Origin of the sequence: Roseovarius sp. MMSF_3350 (genome assembly GCF_030733425.1) — a bacterium.
Classification (GTDB): Bacteria; Pseudomonadota; Alphaproteobacteria; order Rhodobacterales; family Rhodobacteraceae; genus Roseovarius.
In genome coordinates this window covers 54261-71992 of record NZ_JASHIZ010000021.1, presented here as the reverse complement: position 1 = coordinate 71992, position 17732 = coordinate 54261, and the positions used below count along the sequence as shown (strand labels likewise).

At 63.5% G+C, this 17732-nt stretch carries 15 protein-coding genes; 9 read left to right on the top strand and 6 right to left on the bottom strand.

Features of this window, described 5'->3' with window-relative positions; genetic code table 11:
* Window positions 1-275 precede the first annotated feature (275 nt).
* The 5 genes from RBB31_RS17395 to RBB31_RS17375 form a co-directional block, all read right to left on the bottom strand.
* The gene (locus RBB31_RS17395) at window positions 276-1148 is read right to left on the bottom strand and encodes a succinate--CoA ligase subunit alpha (RefSeq protein ID WP_306130522.1); all 873 of its coding nucleotides are present in this window, start codon (window positions 1146-1148) and stop codon (window positions 276-278) included.
* Window positions 1148-2314: a succinate--CoA ligase subunit beta gene (locus RBB31_RS17390; RefSeq protein ID WP_306130521.1), complete on the bottom strand. Its 1167-nt coding sequence runs from the start codon at window positions 2312-2314 to the stop codon at window positions 1148-1150. Before RBB31_RS17390 ends, RBB31_RS17395 begins: the two co-directional genes overlap by 1 nt.
* Before the next feature lie 178 nt (window positions 2315-2492).
* Window positions 2493-3377: a succinate--CoA ligase subunit alpha gene (sucD, locus tag RBB31_RS17385; RefSeq protein ID WP_306130520.1), complete on the bottom strand. Its 885-nt coding sequence runs from the start codon at window positions 3375-3377 to the stop codon at window positions 2493-2495.
* 60 nt (window positions 3378-3437) lie between these two features.
* Window positions 3438-4631, bottom strand: a complete 1194-nt coding sequence (gene sucC / locus RBB31_RS17380) for an ADP-forming succinate--CoA ligase subunit beta (RefSeq protein WP_306130519.1) — start codon at window positions 4629-4631, stop codon at window positions 3438-3440.
* Window positions 4632-4660: 29 nt separating this feature from the next.
* The gene (locus RBB31_RS17375; RefSeq protein WP_306130518.1) at window positions 4661-5197 is read right to left on the bottom strand and encodes a hydrolase; all 537 of its coding nucleotides are present in this window, start codon (window positions 5195-5197) and stop codon (window positions 4661-4663) included.
* A gap of 304 nt (window positions 5198-5501) precedes the next feature.
* On the opposite strand from RBB31_RS17375, the gene RBB31_RS17370 reads away from it, so the two are divergent.
* The 9 genes from RBB31_RS17370 to RBB31_RS17330 all read left to right on the top strand — a co-directional run bounded on the left by RBB31_RS17370 (window position 5502) and on the right by RBB31_RS17330 (window position 16194).
* Window positions 5502-6209: a GntR family transcriptional regulator gene (locus tag RBB31_RS17370; protein WP_306130517.1), complete on the top strand. Its 708-nt coding sequence runs from the start codon at window positions 5502-5504 to the stop codon at window positions 6207-6209.
* Between the two features lie 59 nt (window positions 6210-6268).
* A complete protein-coding gene (gene oxc / locus RBB31_RS17365) occupies window positions 6269-8041 on the top strand; it encodes an oxalyl-CoA decarboxylase (RefSeq protein ID WP_306130516.1) in 1773 nt (590 codons plus the stop codon).
* Window positions 8042-8055: 14 nt separating this feature from the next.
* On the top strand, window positions 8056-9330 hold the full coding sequence (gene frc, locus RBB31_RS17360) for a formyl-CoA transferase (protein WP_306129562.1): 1275 nt from the start codon (window positions 8056-8058) through the stop codon (window positions 9328-9330).
* Between the two features lie 64 nt (window positions 9331-9394).
* Entirely contained in the window at window positions 9395-10312 is a 918-nt protein-coding gene (locus RBB31_RS17355; protein ID WP_306130515.1) for a methionyl-tRNA formyltransferase, read from the top strand.
* Between the two features lie 22 nt (window positions 10313-10334).
* A complete protein-coding gene (locus RBB31_RS17350) occupies window positions 10335-12011 on the top strand; it encodes a formate--tetrahydrofolate ligase (protein WP_306128154.1) in 1677 nt (558 codons plus the stop codon).
* A 3-nt stretch (window positions 12012-12014) separates the two neighbouring features.
* Entirely contained in the window at window positions 12015-12887 is an 873-nt protein-coding gene (locus tag RBB31_RS17345) for a universal stress protein (protein WP_306130514.1), read from the top strand.
* A 120-nt stretch (window positions 12888-13007) separates the two neighbouring features.
* A complete protein-coding gene (locus tag RBB31_RS17340) occupies window positions 13008-13991 on the top strand; it encodes a tripartite tricarboxylate transporter substrate binding protein (protein WP_306130513.1) in 984 nt (327 codons plus the stop codon).
* Between the two features lie 139 nt (window positions 13992-14130).
* Window positions 14131-14658 carry a tripartite tricarboxylate transporter TctB family protein gene (locus RBB31_RS17335; RefSeq protein WP_306130512.1) on the top strand — a complete coding sequence of 176 codons (528 nt, stop codon included), beginning with the start codon at window positions 14131-14133 and terminating at the stop codon, window positions 14656-14658.
* A gap of 78 nt (window positions 14659-14736) precedes the next feature.
* Window positions 14737-16194, top strand: a complete 1458-nt coding sequence (locus RBB31_RS17330; protein ID WP_306130535.1) for a tripartite tricarboxylate transporter permease — start codon at window positions 14737-14739, stop codon at window positions 16192-16194.
* An 81-nt stretch (window positions 16195-16275) separates the two neighbouring features.
* Here RBB31_RS17330 and RBB31_RS17325 read toward each other — a convergent pair whose 3' ends face one another.
* Window positions 16276-17682, bottom strand: a complete 1407-nt coding sequence (locus tag RBB31_RS17325; protein WP_306130511.1) for a short-chain fatty acyl-CoA regulator family protein — start codon at window positions 17680-17682, stop codon at window positions 16276-16278.
* Between the last annotated feature and the right edge of the window lie 50 nt (window positions 17683-17732).

Here is a 17732-nt window from a genome sequence, read left to right as displayed (position 1 = left end):
GCGGCCCTGCGCAAAAGTTCCCTTCCCGCCCGTCGACCGGGACGGCATCCTGCGCGGCGTGCCCGCAGCATCCGGACAAAGCGATGAGTTCGCCAAATTTCCTGACCTGTAAGTCAACGCCCGTCCGGTACTTACGGTTGCGGCGGCGGTCTCGGAATTGCGATCTTGCGCTGCCGGCGACCACTTGCCCCGGCTGTCACAAGTCGTTCGGCGTCAGGCACCCACTTGGCGATATCCGCACCGCATGGTGGCGCGTTAGGACGCAGGCGAACGTGTCAGGAGAGGCAGGATTGCACGGTTCGTACCACGTCTCCGGCATCCTTGGCGATGACAACGCCGGCGTCGCGCAGCAGAGAGATCTTTTCATCTGCCGACAGGTTGCCGAAGACAGAAAGCGTTCCCGCGTGGCCCATCCGGCGACCGACCGGCGCGTGACGCCCGACCACCAGCCCCACGACGGGCTTGCCGTAGTCGACAGACGACAGATACTCGGCGGCCAGTTCTTCCTCGCGTCCGCCCATCTCGCCGATCAGAACGACCGCCTTGGTGTCCGGGTCGTCGCGGAACTGCTCGAGACAGCCGACAAAGCCGATCCCGTGCAGGACGTCGCCCCCCACGCCGACCGTGGTGGACTGGCCAAGGTTAGCCGCACTGCAACTGGCCAGCACCTCGGAGGTCAGCGACGCCGAGCGTGACGCGATGCCGATATGGCCCGGCTTGGCGTCGACGGTGGGCATCACGCCGATCTTGCACGTGCCCGGTGTCAGAATGCCCTGGCTGTTGGGGCCGATCAGCACGGTGTCCGAGCCCTTGAGCGCGTCCTTGACCCGGCGCATGTCATGCTGCGGCACGCGTTCGGTGATGCAGACGACCACGCCCAGTTCCGCCTCGATCGCCTCGATCATGGCGTCGGCGGCCTTGGGGGCCGGCACGGTCACGAGGCTGGCGCTGGCCTGCGTTTCCTTGACCGCCTCGGCGCAGGTGTGGAACACGGGCAGCCCCAGATGAGAGGTTCCGCCGCGCCCGGGACGGACGCCCGCAACGCAGGTCGTGCCATACCGCATCGCCTGATCGGTATAGAATGTGCCGGCGCGGCCGGTCATGCCCTGCACCAGAAGGCGGGTGTCTTCGTTTACCAGAATGGCCATTACCGTCCTCCCCCGGATGCGACCTCGACAGCCCGTTTGACCGCCTCGGACATGGTGCTGCAAATCTCGACGGGGACTTTTCGATCGACGAGAATTCGCTGACCCCACTCGGCGTTCTGTCCTGCCAGACGGGCGATCACCGGCTTGGTTCCGTTGTTGCGTGAATAGGCGAAGTTGACGCCCTCGGCCACGGTATCGCACACCGTCATGCCGCCGCCGTGGACGTTCAGCAGGATCGCGGTCACCGACGGCTCCTGCAGCAGCAGTTCCACGCCGCGGGCGATGTCCATGCTGGTGGCCGTGGTCCGGATGTCCATGAAGTTCGCAGGCTTGCCGCCCGCGTCGATGATCATGTCATTGGTGGCCAGCCCAAGCCCCGCACCGTTCACCACGACGCCAAGGTTGCCAGTCAGCTTGACGAAGTTGATGTTGCTTTTCTGCGCCGTGCTTTCCACGGCGGGCAGGCCCTCGCCCGACACCATCGAATCCCATTCCGGGTGGCGGAAGGCGGCGCTGGCATCCAGCGCGACCTTGGCGTCGATCGCCATCCAGGTCCCTTCCGGAGTGCGCACGAACGGGTTGATCTCCAGCAGAGCCATGTCGTTCTCGATGAAAGCTTCGCAGGCCGAAAGCAGTTGCTCGACCGCCTTTTCGTCCTCCATCCCGATGCCGGACAGGAACTCGGTCAGCCCGGCACGATCCGTGTCCGGCTTGCCGGTCAGGCTGTGCTTGGCGACCTCGCTGGCGTTCATCTGCGCCTTCTGCTCGAACTCCACTCCGCCATCGGGGGAAGCGACGAGGAGCGGCGCCCCGGTATCGGGGTCGAGCGCGAAGGCGATGTAATACTGGGCGTCATGCTTGACGTCGGCCTCGACATAGACGGCGTGCACCGTCTCGCCCGTGGCACCGGTCTGGTTGGTAACAAGCTGCTTGCCCAGAAGTCTGCCGGCCTCGTCCTTGACGGCGGACGCGGTGGCGGCGAACTTGATCCCCCCCGCCAGACCGCGCGCGCCCGAGGTGATCTGCGCCTTCACGACAAATTTCCGCGCCGGGATGTTGGCGCAGGCCGCCTCGGCCTCGTCCGCGGTGCGGGCCATTTTGCCCGGCGGAACCGAGACACCATACTGGGCCAGCAATTCCTTGGACTGGTATTCTGCAAGCAGCATGCGCGGCCTCCCCTCTGCGACGGCTCCTTGGTGTGTGGTATACCAAGGGCGATTGAGCTGTCAATGATGGCAGTATGCGCGCTGATGAGAAATGGCACCACCCCCCTGAGGGTGATACCTTGGTCTCTGCCGATTTGAGGAGAGCGACCGGGGCGTGTCGCCGCCCCGGTTCAGCCGTTTACTTCCCGATGGCTTCCAGCACCGCTTCGCCGAGGCCCGCGGGGCTTTCCGCGACGACGATGCCGGCGGATTTCATCGCTTCGATCTTGTCGTCGGCGCCGCCCTTGCCGCCCGCGACGATGGCGCCGGCGTGGCCCATGCGGCGTCCCGGAGGGGCGGTGCGGCCCGCGATGAAGCCGGCGCAGGGTTTGGAGCGGCCCTTCTTGGCCTCGTCCTTCAGGAACTGGGCTGCGTCTTCTTCCGCGCTGCCGCCGATCTCGCCAATCATGATGATCGATTCCGTCTCGTCATCGGCGAGGAACCATTCCAGCACGTCGATATGCTCGGTGCCCTTGATGGGGTCGCCGCCGATGCCGACGCATGTGGACTGGCCGAGGCCCACGTCCGACGTCTGCTTCACGGCCTCGTAGGTGAGCGTGCCGGAGCGGCTGACCACGCCGACCGAGCCGCGTTTGTGGATATGGCCGGGCATGATGCCGATCTTGCACGCATCGGGCGTGATGATGCCGGGGCAGTTGGGGCCGATGAGGACAGAACTGCTGCCCTCGAGCGCGCGCTTGACGCGCATCATGTCGAGCACCGGCACGCCCTCGGTGATCGCGACGATCAGCGGAACCTCCGCGTCGATCGCCTCGAGGATCGAATCGGCTGCGAAGGGCGGCGGCACGTAGATGACGGACGCGTTGGCGCCCGTCTTGTGAACCGCTTCGTGGACCGAGTTGAAGACCGGCAGGTCCAGGTGCGTCTGACCGCCCTTGCCGGGGGTGACGCCCCCGACCATTTGCGTGCCGTAGGCGATGGCCTGCTCGGAGTGAAAGGTGCCTTGCGAGCCGGTCAGGCCCTGGCAGATGACTTTGGTATTTTCGTCGACGAGGACAGCCATTTTGGCGTTCTCCTTGATATTATCTTGGGGGAGGTGGGGTGAAACCCCACCCTACGAGGCTCAGCCTTTGACGGCCTTGACGATTTTCTGGGCGCCGTCCTTGAGGTCGTCGGCGGCGATCACGTCAACGTCGGAGTTGTTGATGATCTCCTTGCCCTTCTCGACATTGGTGCCTTCGAGGCGCACGACGAGCGGAACCTTCAGGCCCACTTCCTTGACGGCCGCGACCACGCCCTCGGCGATGACGTCGCAGCGCATGATGCCGCCGAAGATGTTCACCAGGATGCCCTTCACCTGCGGGTCCGAGGTGATGATCTTGAAGGCTTCCGTCACCTTGTCCTTGGTGGCCCCCCCGCCCACGTCGAGGAAGTTCGCCGGTTCCGCGCCGTAGAGCTTGATGATGTCCATCGTCGCCATGGCCAGGCCCGCGCCGTTGACCATGCAGCCGATCTCGCCATCGAGCGCGATGTAGTTGAGGTCGTACTTGGACGCCTCCAGCTCCTTGGGATCTTCCTCGGTCGTGTCGCGCAGCTCGGCGATGTCCGCGTGGCGGTAGACCGCGTTGGAGTCAAAGCCCATCTTGGCGTCGAGGCATTTCAGCTCGCCGCCCTCGGTGAGGATCAGCGGGTTGATCTCGAGCATCTCCATGTCCTTTTCCAGGAACATCTTGTAGAGCGTGCCCATCAGCTTGACGCATTGCTTGACCGCCGCGCCCTCGAGCTCGAGCATGAAGGCGATGCGGCGGCCGTGGAACGGCTGGTAGCCGGTGGCGGGATCGACGCTCAGGCTGAGGATCTTCTCGGGCGTCTTCTCGGCCACTTCCTCGATGTCCATGCCGCCCTCGGTGGAGGCGACGAAGCTGACGCGGGACGTCACCCGGTCGACCAGAAGTGCCAGGTAGAACTCCTTGGCGATGGCGGCGCCTTCCTCGATATAGATGCGGCCCACCTGCTTGCCGGCCTCGCCGGTCTGCTTGGTCACCAGCGTGCGGCCCAGCATCTTCTTGGCTTCCTCGGCGGCCTCGGAGACCGACTTGGTGATGCGCACGCCGCCCGCCTCGCCGGCGCCTTCCTCCTTGAAGGTGCCCTTGCCGCGGCCGCCCGCATGGATCTGCGCCTTGACCACCCAGACGGGGCCGTCAAGCTCACCCGCCGCCGTCTTCGCCTCTTCCGCGCGCAACACGACACGCCCGTCCGAAACAGGCGCCCCGTAAGAGCGCAGCAAGGCCTTCGCCTGGTATTCATGGATGTTCATTGTCTCAAAGCTCCTCCCGATGCTTTTACTTACTTGATGAGATGCAACATGTTCTTGAACTGCGGTGTCCCGGCGCAGCCCAGCCACTCGAAGACGACCATTTCGGTGGTCACGATGCCCGCGCCACAGGCGCTCAGCCGTGCGATGCAGGCCGCCTCGCTTTCCAGCGTGCGCGAGGCGGTGGCGTCGGATACGACGAAAACTTCATAGCCATCCTCGATCAGGCTGGCGGCGGTCTGGACCACGCAGATATGCGCCTCCATCCCCGCGATCACGGCCTGCTTGCGATCCAGGCTGCGGAAATGCGTGGCGAATCCTTCGTCTTCCATGCACGAGAAATGCATTTTGGGAAGCACGGTCGCATCCGGCGTCTGCAGCTCGGGCACGGTTCGGCCCAGACCCTTGGGATATTGTTCGGTCATCACGATAGGAATGCTCATCTCACACGCCCCGGCGCAAAGCGTTCGCGTATTGCGAATCGTCCGTGCCGGCGCCTGCATCGCGGGGACGAGGCGCTCTTGCATATCGATGACGATTAGGGCTGATTCGTCGGCGCGGATAAGCAAAAACAGGTCCTTTCCTGAACGTCTTCATGACCTTGTGGAATACCAGATACCAGCAAAGTCTCGTTACCGCAACCTGCGAGATTCCGGCCTGCAATAGCTTTGACTGATGGTTCGACCAGATTTTTTTCTCGTATAAAAAAACATTTAAATACTTATAGATAGACAAATTTTTCCGGCCGGAATCCCGCCCTGTTTCGGCGATTTTCCGTCAAAACCTCAAAAATCGTTTGTCGTGCTAGGTATGCTGTGTATGGTATACCAACGTCGCAAATGACGCCGCGCAACTTGAGATCGGAGAGGGCGCATGAAGCTTAAACCTGTGCCTTCGAACTTCACGCTGAAGGATCACGTCTACGAAATGCTTCGGACAGCGATCACCGAGATGAACATCTATGATGCCGCGACCGATCTGCGCCTCGACGAGCGCAATCTGGCCGAGCAACTGGGTGTCTCCCGGACACCGCTGCGCGAGGCCGTGGCCCGGCTGGAGCGTGACGGACTGGTCGAGGTTCAGCCGCGCAAGGGTGTCTTCGTGCAGCGCAAGAGCCTGGCCGACATCCTGGACATGATCGTGGCATGGGCGGCGCTTGAAAGCATGGCGGCGCGTCTGGCCTGTGAATACGCGACCGACCGCGAAATCGCGAGCCTGCGCACCATCGCGGCAAAGTACAACGACGAGATCGCCAACACGCGCATCTCGGAATATTCCGACGACAACATCCGCTTTCACCAGCGCATCCTGGAGATTTCGCGCTGCACGCTGCTGCGGACGATGGCCGATGGCCTGTTCCTGCACATGAACGCGGTGCGTGTCCGGGCGATGGGCGAGGGCAACCGCGTGCGGCGGTCGGTCGTCGATCACGCTGAAATCATCGAGGCGATCGAGGCGCGGGATGCCGCGCTGTCCGAGCGCCTCGTCCGCGAGCACACGATGCGATTGCATACACATGTCAATCGCACTTGGAGCAATTTCGAGCTGGCCGAAGGCGTTGGAGGCGCCAAGGCCAGCTGAGAACAGGGAATGAGCACTAGCAAGGGGCCATTAGGGGGCCCCGAACAGGGAGGAAGACCATGGGTGTGACCCAGATGAACGATGACCTCGTCTCGCGGATCGAGACGGATCCGGAAACGCTGACCGACGGGTTTCATCTTCTGATCGATGCGCTGAAGCTGAACGGGGTGGAGACGATCTACAACGTTCCCGGCATCCCGATCACCGATCTTGGACGCTACGCGCAGGCGCAAGGTATGCGCGTGCTGTCTTTCCGTCACGAACAACACGCAGGTTATGCCGCCGCTGCCGCCGGCTTCCTGACCAAGAAGCCCGGCGTCTGCATGACCGTATCCGCGCCCGGCTTCCTGAACGGCCTGACCGCGCTTGCCCATGCCACGACCAATTGCTGGCCGATGATCCTGATCTCCGGTTCGTCCGAGCGTGAAATCGTCGACCTTCAGCGTGGCGATTACGAAGAGATGGATCAGCTGGCAATCGCGCGGCCCCATGCCAAGGCCGCCTACCGTATCCTGCACGCCGAGGATATCGGCCTCGGTGTTGCCCGTGCCGTCCGCGCGGCCCTGACGGGCCGTCCCGGCGGTGTCTACCTGGACGTTCCCGGCGCTCTGCTGGGGCAGGTCATGGACGAGGTCGAGGGCAGCAAGTCCTTGATCAAGGTCGTGGATCCGTCCCCCGCCAGCGTTCCCAGCCCCGCGGCGGTGGATCGCGCGCTGGACGTCATGAAGAACGCCAAGAAGCCGCTGATCATCATCGGCAAGGGCGCGGCCTATGCACAGGCGGACGAACAGGTGAAGGAACTGGTGGAAACGCTGGGCTTTCCCTACCTGCCGATGTCCATGGCCAAGGGCCTTCTGCCCGACACGCATCCGCAATGCGCCTCGGCGGCCCGCTCTCTTGTGCTGAAGGAAAGCGACTGCGTCTTCCTGATCGGTGCGCGCCTGAACTGGCTGCTCAGCCACGGGCAGGGCAAGGCCTGGGGCGAGAAGGGCGCAAAGCAATTCGTGCAGATCGACATCGAACCCAACGAGATGGACAGCAACCAGCCCATCGCGGCCCCGCTGATCGGTGATATCGGCAGCTGCGCCGGCGCTCTGCTGGAAAAGATCCGCGGCAACTGGGAAAAACCGTCCGAGGACTGGACCGGCGCCGTGCGCTCCAAGGTCGAGGCCAATATCGAACGGATGGCCCCCCGCCTGAAGAACAACAACTCGCCGATGGACTATCAGGGCTCTCTGGGCGTCATCAAGGATTTGATCGCCGAGAACCCGGATACAGTTCTGGTCAACGAAGGCGCCAACGCGCTGGACCAGTGCCGCTCCATCGTCGACATCCACAAGCCTCGCAAGCGTCTGGACGTGGGCACCTGGGGCATCATGGGGGTCGGCATGGGCTCTGCCATCGCCGCCGCCGTGGAAACCGGCAACCAGGTTCTCGCGGTCGAAGGCGACAGCGCATTCGGCTTCTGCGGAATGGAGATCGAGACGGTCTGCCGCTACAACCTGCCCGTCTGCATCGTGATCATGAACAACAACGGCATCTATCGCGGTGACGGCGAAAACTGGTCCGGCGGCGAGGATCCCTCGACCACGGTGTTCGTCAAGGACAGCAAGTACGAATTGATGATGCAGGCCTTCGGTGGGGTCGGCGTGACCGCCAACAACCCCGACGAACTGCGCCAGGCGATCAAGGAGGCGTTTGCAAGCCGCAAGCCCACCCTGATCAACGCCATCATCGCCGAGGATGCCGGCAAGGAGAGCGGCAACATCGGCAACCTGAACCCGTCTTCGGTGGTGGCGCAGAACCGTTACCCCCAAGCCAAGAACATCTGAGCGGGAGAGACATTATGAAAGCATTGGACGGCATCAAGATTCTGGACTTCACGCATGTGCAGTCCGGTCCGACCTGCACGCAGCTTCTGGCGTGGTTCGGGGCGGATGTTCTGAAGGTGGAGCGGCCCGGCGTGGGCGACGCCACGCGGCAACAGCTGGTGGATGTGCCGGGCGCGGACAGCCTTTACTTCACCATGCTCAACCACAACAAGCGCTCGATCGAGCTCAATTCCAAGAACGAGACCGGCAAGCAGGTTCTGACCCGGCTGATCGAGGAATGCGACGTCCTGGTCGAGAACTTCGCGCCGGGCGCGCTGGATCGCATGGGCTTTTCCTGGGAGCGGATCCAGGAGATCAACCCCAAGATCATCATGGCCTCGGTCAAGGGCTTCGGCCCCGGCAACTACGAGAACTGCAAGGTCTACGAGAACGTGGCGCAATGCGCCGGCGGGGCGGCCTCGACCACCGGCTTCCGTGACGGCCCGCCCCTGGTGACCGGCGCGCAGATCGGCGACAGCGGCACCGGGCTGCACCTGGCGCTGGGCATCATGACGGCGCTCTTCCAGCGCGAGCGTACCGGCCGCGGCCAGAAGGTGCTGGCGCCGATGCAGGACGGGGTGCTGAACCTCTGCCGCGTCAAGCTGCGCGACCAGCAGCGGCTGGAAGCGGGGCCCCTGAAGGAATACAGCCAGTACGGCGAGGGCATCCCCTTCGGCGAGGCGACACCGCGCGCGGGCAACGACTCTGGCGGTGGCCAGCCGGGCCGGATCCTGAAGTGCAAGGGCTGGGAGGACGACCCCAACGCCTACACCTACTTCATCACCCAGGCCGCGGTGTGGGAGCAGATCTGCGACGTGATCGGCAAGCCCGAGTGGAAGACGGCCGAGGGCTATGCCACGCCGCCCGAGCGGCTGGACAAGCTGAACGAGATCTTCGGCACGATCGAGGAGTGGACCATGACCAAGACGAAGTTCGAGGTGATGGACATCTGCAACCCGCTGAACATTCCCGTGGGCCCGATCCTGTCGACCAAGGAGCTGATCGAGGACGACGGGCTGCGGGCGACCGGTACGATCGTCGATGTGGACCATCCCAAGCGCGGCAAGTACGCGACGGTGGGCTGCCCGATCAAGCTTTCGGACAGCGCGGTGGAGGTGACCCGTTCGCCGCTTCTGGGCGAGCACACGGTGGAGATCCTGCGCGACGTGCTGGGCTATGACGGCGAGGAGCTGCAGGCCGTGCTCGACAGCGGCGCGGTCGGAGACCCGCAGAGGACTGCGGCGGAATAGTTGAAGGAAAGACCGGCAGCGTGCGGCGCAAATCCGCACCTGCCGGACCCAAGGGAGGACTAAAATGCGATTGATCGTCATGGGGCAGCAGGCCTTCGGCAAGGACGTGCTGGCCAAGATCATCGAGACCGGAACCGACGAGGTCGTGGCCGTCTACTGCGAGCCGGACCGCGAGGGCAAACCGGTCGACCCGATCAAGGAATTCGCGCTCGAAAAGGGCCTGCCCGTCGAGCAGCCGGCGAATTTCGACGCGCCAGAGACACTGGAAACGCTGGCAGGCTTCAACGCCGACCTGATGGTCATGGCCTTCGTCAACGTCTTCGTGCCCGAGGCGGCGCGTGACACGCCCACCCACGGCTCGATCTGTTTCCACCCGTCGCTGCTGCCGCTGCATCGCGGCCCCAGCGCGGTCAACTGGCCGATCATCATGGGCTCGGACAAGTCGGGCTTCAGCTGGTTCTACCCGTCCGACGGGCTGGACGAGGGCGACAGCCTGATGCAGTGGGAATGCGAAATCGGTCCCGACGACACGGTGATCGACCTTTATTTCAAGAAGATCTACCCCGCCGCGGTCGACAGCGTGCTGGAGGTCTGCGACCTGTTCCGCAAAGGCAATCCGCCGCATATCGTGCCGGACGAGGACGAGGCCACCTACGAGCGCCGCTGCACCGCGCGGCATTCGGAAATCTGCTGGCATCGCCCGGTGGGGCAGGTCTACGATCTCATTCGCGGCACCAACCCCGCGCCCGGCGCATGGACGACCTACAAGGGCGCCAAGCTGGGGATCTACGACAGTGCCCGCGCCCCGGGCGACGGCATTTCCGGCCGGGTCCGCGCCATCACCGACGACGGCATCGAGGTGCAGTGCGTCGGCGGACGTATCCTGGTGAAACGAGTACGCCCCGAGGGCGGGGACAAGACACCCGCCGCCCAGTGGGCATCCGAGGTCGGCCTTGAGGTCGGCGAAGAATTTCCAAGCTGAAACGCGACAAAGGGAAGACAAAATGAGCCACAAATCAGACATCGAGATTGCGCGTGCGGCGTCGAAGAAGCCGATCCAGGAGATTGGCGACAAGCTTGGCATTCCGGGCGAGCACCTGCTGCCCTACGGGCATGACAAGGCGAAGGTGAGCCAGGACTACATCAACTCGGTCCAGGGCAACGAGGACGGCAAGCTGATCCTGGTGACCGCGATCAACCCGACGCCGGCGGGCGAGGGCAAGACCACCACCACGGTGGGCCTGGGCGATGGCCTGAACCACATCGGCAAGAAGGCGATGATCTGCATCCGCGAGGCGTCCCTGGGGCCGAACTTCGGGATGAAGGGCGGCGCCGCGGGCGGCGGCTATGCGCAGGTCGTGCCGATGGAGGACATGAACCTGCACTTCACCGGCGACTTCCACGCGATCACCTCGGCCCACGCGCTGCTGAGTGCCATGATCGACAACCACGTCTACTGGGGCAACGACGCCGAGATCGACACCCGCCGGATCGTCTGGCGCCGGGTGGTGGACATGAACGACCGCTCCTTGCGCCAGATCACGTCGTCCCTGGGCGGTGTGGCCAACGGCTTTGCCCGCGAGGACGGCTTCGACATCACCGTGGCGTCGGAGGTCATGGCGATCCTGTGCCTGGCGAGCGACCTGAAGGACCTCGAGGAACGGCTGGGCTCGATGATCGTGGCCTACCGCCGCGACCGCAGCCCGGTCTATTGCCGCGACATCAAGGCCGAAGGCGCGATGACCGTCCTTCTGAAGGACGCGATGCAGCCCAACCTGGTGCAGACGCTGGAGAACAATCCGGCCTTCGTGCATGGCGGCCCGTTCGCCAACATCGCGCATGGCTGCAACTCGGTCATCGCCACGAAGACGGCGCTGAAACTGTGCGACTACGTGGTGACCGAGGCGGGCTTCGGCGCGGACCTGGGCGCCGAGAAGTTCATGAACATCAAGTGCCGCAAGGCAGGGATCGCGCCCTCGGCGGTGGTTCTGGTCGCCACGGTGCGGGCGATGAAGATGAACGGCGGCGTGGCCAAGGCCGACCTTGGCGCCGAGAACGTCGACGCGGTCAAGGCGGGCTGCCCGAACCTGGGCCGGCATATCGAGAACGTTAAGTCTTTCGGTGTACCGGTGGTGGTGGCGATCAACCACTTCGTGACCGACACCGATGCCGAGGTGCAGGCGGTGAAGGACTTCGTGGCCGAGAACGGCGCCGAGGCGGTGCTGTCGCGTCACTGGGAGCTGGGCTCGGAAGGGTCGGCGGATCTCGCCAAGAAGGTGGTGGAGACGATCGAGAAGGGCGAGGCGGACTTCAAGCCGCTTTATCCCGACGAGATGGGTCTCTTCGAGAAGGTCGAGACCATCGCCAAGAAGATCTACCGTGCCGACGAGGTGATCGCGGACAAGAAGGTGCGCGACCAGCTGAAGCAATGGGAAGACCAGGGATACGGCAACCTGCCCGTGTGCATGGCCAAGACGCAGTACAGCTTCTCGACCGACCCCACGCAGCGCGGCGCGCCCACGGGCCACTCGGTCCCGGTGCGCGAGGTGCGGCTCTCGGCCGGCGCGGGCTTCGTCGTGGTGGTCTGCGGCGAGATCATGACCATGCCGGGCCTGCCCAGCCGGCCGGCCTCGGAAAACATCCGCCTGAACGACCAGGGCGAAATCGAAGGGTTGTTCTAAGCCATGGCTTACGACTCTCTCCACAGCATCATGCTTCCGGTGCGGGGCGACGGCAAAGGCGACAACGTCTTTGCCCACGCCGCCGCCCTGGCACGGCGCTTCGGTGCCCGGGTCCGCGTGGTGCATTGCCATCCCAAGACCGAGGACATGATGCCCTACGGCGTCGTGATCCCGACCATGCTGCGCCGCCACATCGAGGATGCGGCGCATGCCAATGCCGACTCGACGCGCGACCAGCTGTACGGCGAGTTCGAGAAACAAGCCAAGAAGCTCGGGCTCGAGATCGCCGATCACGAGCTCGACAAGCCGACGACCCGCTTCATCGAGTACGAGGGCAAGCAGGTCGACGCGGTCCAGAGATACGGGCGCCTGTGCGACCTGGTCTGCGTGGCCAAGCCTGACCCGCAGATGAACCTCGGGATCAACACGCTGAAATCGGCGTTGTTCTCTTCTGGCCGCCCGGTGATGATGTGTCCCGACCAGGACGTGACAGATGCGAGTTTCGCGGATCACGTGACCATCGGCTGGAACGGCTCGCTCGAGGCGACGCGGGCCGTTGCGATGGCCATGCCGATGATCTCCAGCGCCAAGAAGGTGACGATCCTGCACACCGGCGACAGCCCCAGGGACGAACATCCCGGGGCAGATCAGTTGCAGCGCTACCTGGAGCTGCGCGGCGTCGCGTCCGATATCCGGATGTTCAAGGCCGAAGGCCGCAACGTGGGTCGGCAACTCTTGTCGGAAACCCGTGCCGCAGGTGCCGGTATGCTGATTATCGGTGCCTATCACGACAGTTACGAACGGGAATCCCTGTTCGGTGGCAACTCGCAAGTTGTTGTCGCCGAAGCGGATTTCCCGGTCATCATGGTTCATTGAGGAGACTAGGGAGGACAGGCGAAGACTGACTGCAGTACCAAGAATGGGGCGGGCGCCAAACACATCAAGAATGAGCGCGCATCAGCCCTGACACACATGGAGACCATAGGGAGGACAACCATGAAAACCTTTAAACTACTTGTAGCGAGCGCATCCGCGCTGGCATTGACGGCGCCCGCGGCGCTGGCGGAATGGCAGCCGAAAAAGCCGGTCGAGTTCATCATCATGGCCGGCACCGGCGGTGGTGCGGACCAGATCGCCCGCCTGCTGCAGGGCCTCATCCAGAAGAAGGGCCTGAGCCCGCGGCCGTTCATCCCGATCAACAAGCCGGGTGGATCGGGCGCCGAGGCGCTGCGCTACATGCAGGACAAGGCGGGTGACAATCACACCGTCATGATGACGCTGAACAGCTTCTACACCACGCCGATCATCCAGCAGGACCTGAACATCGACGTGACCGAGTTCACGCCGATCGGTCTGATGGCGATGGACACGTTCCTGCTGTGGGTCAACACCGACCGCGAGGACATCACGGATCTCGACAGCTTCAACGCGGCTGTGTCCGAAGCGGGCAAGAACTGGAAGGTTGGCGGCACCGGATCGGGCCAGGAAGACAGCGTTCTGACCGCGATGATGGAAGCAGAGTTCGGCTATGACGTGACCTACATTCCGTTCCCCGGTGGCGGCACGGTGGCCAAGAACCTCGTGGGCAACCAGATCGACAGCACGGTGAACAACCCCGCCGAGCAGATGGAGTTCTGGCGCGCCGGCAACACCAAGCCGCTGGTGCAGTTCTCGGCCGAGCGTATGGCTGCGTTCCCGGACGTGCCGACCGCCATGGAACTGGGCGTGGAGATCGAGTACTACATGCAGCGCTCGGTCAACGGCCCGCCGGACATGGATCCCGAGGCGGTGGACTGGTACGTGAACCTCTTCCAGGAGCTTTTCGACAGCGAGGAATGGCAGGCGTTCTGCAAGTCCGACGGCCTGACCTGCGAGAAGATGATGAAAGGCGAGGACCTGGCCACGTTCCACGCGAACCAGAAGGTCGCGCATGAAAAGCTGATCGAGAAGGTCGGCGCCGCGTCCATCACCGGCGAGTAAGTCAGTCCTGAAAACAGCAGGGTCCGGAGACACCGGGCCCTGCACCTGGATGCCTGACGATCCGGGCGCGGGCAGGTTGGTCCGACAGGGACACGCCCCCCCCGATAGATCGCAAACGAATTATACGGAGCCAAAGAGAATGACGGTCCGGACAGCGGAACTTCTGATGGCGATCGCGACACTGCTGGTGTCGCTCGGCCTGATGTTTAACGTATACACAGACGACCTCAGTATCGGCTGGGTCAGGGGCAGGGGTCCCGGTGCGGGTATGTGGCCGTTCTGGTTGTCGGCGGGGATGGCCTTGGCTTCCGTCGCCACACTCGTGCGGTGGGCGCAGAAAAAGACGCCCGAGTCGCGCAGCAACGATCCCTACATCTCGAGAGACACGATCTTTCTCGTGACGATCTCGGCGGGGTCGATCCTCGCACTGTTGATCATGATGACGTATATCGGCACCTATCTGGCGCTGGTCATCTTCATGCTCTTCTTCGTGCGCTTCATGGGCCGGCATTCATGGCCGATGACCCTGGCCTTCGCAATCGGCACGCCGATCTTCGTCTACCTGCTCTTCGAGGTGGCGCTGACGAAGTATCTGCCGAAGGGTCTGCCGATCTTCGAGGACGCTTTCCTCTGGGTCGACAACTTCCGCTACGAATGGTTCTACTGAGAGGTCTGAAGAGAGATGGAAACGATACTTGTATCTTTGACAGCAGGCCTTCTTGAGGCGTTCCAGCCCCTGAACCTGATGATGATTTTCGCGGGCTGCCTTGCGGGGCTGTTCGTGGGCTGTATGCCGGGTCTCGGCTCGGTCAACGGGGTGGCGATCCTGCTGCCCATCACCTTCCTGGTGCCGCCGACGACGGCGATCATCTTCCTTGCCGCGCTCTATTACGGGGCAATGTACGGGGGGGCGATCAGTTCGATCACCCTGGGTATTCCAGGGGCCTCGACAGCCGTGGCGACGGTGTTCGACGGGCGACCGATGGCACAGGCCGGCAAGGCCGACCAGGCCCTGATGGCCGCGGCCATCGCGTCGTTCATCGGCGGCACGGTGTCGATCATCCTGTTCACCCTGTTCGCGCCGCCCCTGGCCGCCTTCGCGCTGAAGTTCGGACCACAGGAGGAGTTCGCGCTGATGCTGCTGGCCTTTGCCACCTTCATCGGGCTGGGCGGGGACGACATACCCAAGACGATCTTCTCGATCCTTCTCGGCCTCGTTCTGGCTGCGGTCGGCTTCGACATCATCTCGGGCAGCCCGCGCCTGATCTTCTTCGACATGGTCGACTTCCAGCGTGGCATCGGCTTCCTCGTGCTGGCAATCGGCATCTACGGGGTGGGCGAGATGCTCTGGACGCTGGAATCCACCAGCGGCAAGGTCCAGATGCACAACGTCAAGATCTCGATGTCGCGGATGAAGGAGAACTTCAAGCAAATCCGGCTTTACATCAACTCGACCTGGGTGGGTTCGTTCCTGGGCTTCTTCGTGGGCACGCTGCCCGCGGCGGGGGCCACCCCGGCGGCGCTGATGTCCTACGGTCTCAGCAAGACGTTCTCGAAGGACCCCGACAGCTTCGGCAAGGGCAACGTGGCCGGTGTGGCCGCGCCCGAGTCGGCCAACAACGCGGCCTCCACGGGCTCGATGCTGCCGATGATCACGCTGGGCATTCCCGGCTCGCCCACCACGGCGATCCTGCTCGGCGGCATGATCATCTGGGGCCTGCGCCCCGGGCCGCTTCTGTTCACCGAGAGCCCGGATTTCGTCTGGGGCCTGATCGGCTCCATGTACGTGGCCAACGCGGTGACGGTGATCCTGAACATCGCGCTGATCCCGATCTTCATCCGGGTTCTGGCGATGCCGTTCACCCTGCTGACGCCGATCATCTTCACGCTCTGCGTGCTGGGGGTCTTCGCCACGACCGACCGGATGTTCGACACCTGGATCATGCTGATCATCGGTGTGGTGGGCTATCTGCTCCGCAAGCTGAACTACCCGGTGGCACCGGCGGTTCTGGCCATCGTGCTCGGGCCCTTGGCCGAACGCTCGCTGCGCCAGTCGCTGATCTCGGCCCAGGGTGACGCGACCACGTTCATCACCCGGCCGATCTCGCTGGTCTGCATCTGTCTTGCACTGGCGCTGGTCCTGTTCCCGGTGGTGCAGCGCATCATGCGCAAGCGCAAGAAGGCCGCGGAAAGCCAGGCCTGACCACACAGGCCGCGGATCTCTCCGCCGCGCCACAAGCCTGCCTCCTGATCTCCCGGGGGGCAGGCTTTCTCTTTTGCACGTTCAGCTTTCGTAGCGTGTCGACCCGCGGCGATTTGCATTGATGGGCAGGTTGATGAACAACGGTTGATGCGCACGCTGCGAACAGGCCTGCCGCGGGCAAAGCTGACAGTTGATGCCGATCGGATGATAAACGGTATGATCGTCGATCTTGAAGCTCGCGGCATAGCGGATGCGATGCGCGTGCCGCGCCTCGCAGCCAAGCGTCAGGGTCAGCCGCCGATCCTGCGTGTCGGCGCTGAAAACCGGACGGTGCACCGTCCTGCTGATGGAAAAGAACCGCTGCCCGTCGGGCATCTCCACGAATTGCGGAAAGATGACGCCGGGAACCGAGAACGCCGCATGCACGTTCCACACCGGACAGGCGCCTCCGTACTCGGCAAGGTCGAATGACGAGGCGTTGAACCGCTTGGTGACATTCCCAGCCCTGTCGAGCCGCAACAGGAAGAACGGGATCCCGTGCGCCTTGTCGCGCTGCATCGTCGTCAGGCGGTGACAGGCCTGCTCGAACGTCACGCCGAACGCCAGCGCAATGCGGTCGATGTCGTACCCGGTGCGTTCCGCCGTTGCCAGGAACTCTTCGTAGGGCATCAGGAACGCGGCGGCGAAATAGTTTCCCAGTTCGACCTCCAGCCTGGGCCGGACCCGTTCGGAATCGGCCTGCGCGTCCTTCGCCATTTTCGAGATCATCCTTCCCTCGGTGAGAAAGGCCAGGATATGCGCCATCTGAAAGGCGCGGTTCTCGTTGTTGAGCGCCTGCGACAGCAAGAGCGTGCGGCTGTCCTGGTCGTAGATGCGAAGCGAGTCGCCAAGTTCCTCGATGGGGCGTACCTCCACCGAAACGCCGTGGACGTCACGAAGCCCGGCGCGAAGGTCCACGAAAAGAGACTCCGATGCCACGGGAATGACGCGCCGGGCATTCTCTGCCGCGACCTCGAGAACGGCGAAGTAGTTGTTGTGCTTTCTGAAAAAGTCGTGGATCGCGGTTTCGGGAGAGGCGTGCAGCACCTGTTCGTCGCGCCCATCGGCCTCGCCCCGCATGATGACCCTGAGCGCGGCCCGGTGGGCGCGATGCAGTTGCAGGAAATGATCGACGAACGCCGGCGCCCGCTCGATCGCGCTTCGCAATTCCTGCACGTCCGGCGGGTCCCCCTCCAGCGTCGTGTCGCTGAACGCGTTGCGAAGGTCCGCCAGCACATGCGCGCCGTCGTCCTGGGTCAGTTCCTTGACATCGACATCGAACGCCTCGGAAATCGCCAGCAACATCTTGACCGACAGGCTTCTCTGGTTGTTTTCCAACAGGTTGACGTATGCGGCGCTCACGCCAAGCCGCTGTGCGACGTCGGCCTGCGTCAGTTCGCGGCTGATCCTGAGCTGACGCAGTTTGGGCCCGATAAAGGTCTTTGACATCCCGGCTCTTTACAAAGTTACAAGATATAAACTTGTTAACATTATCAATA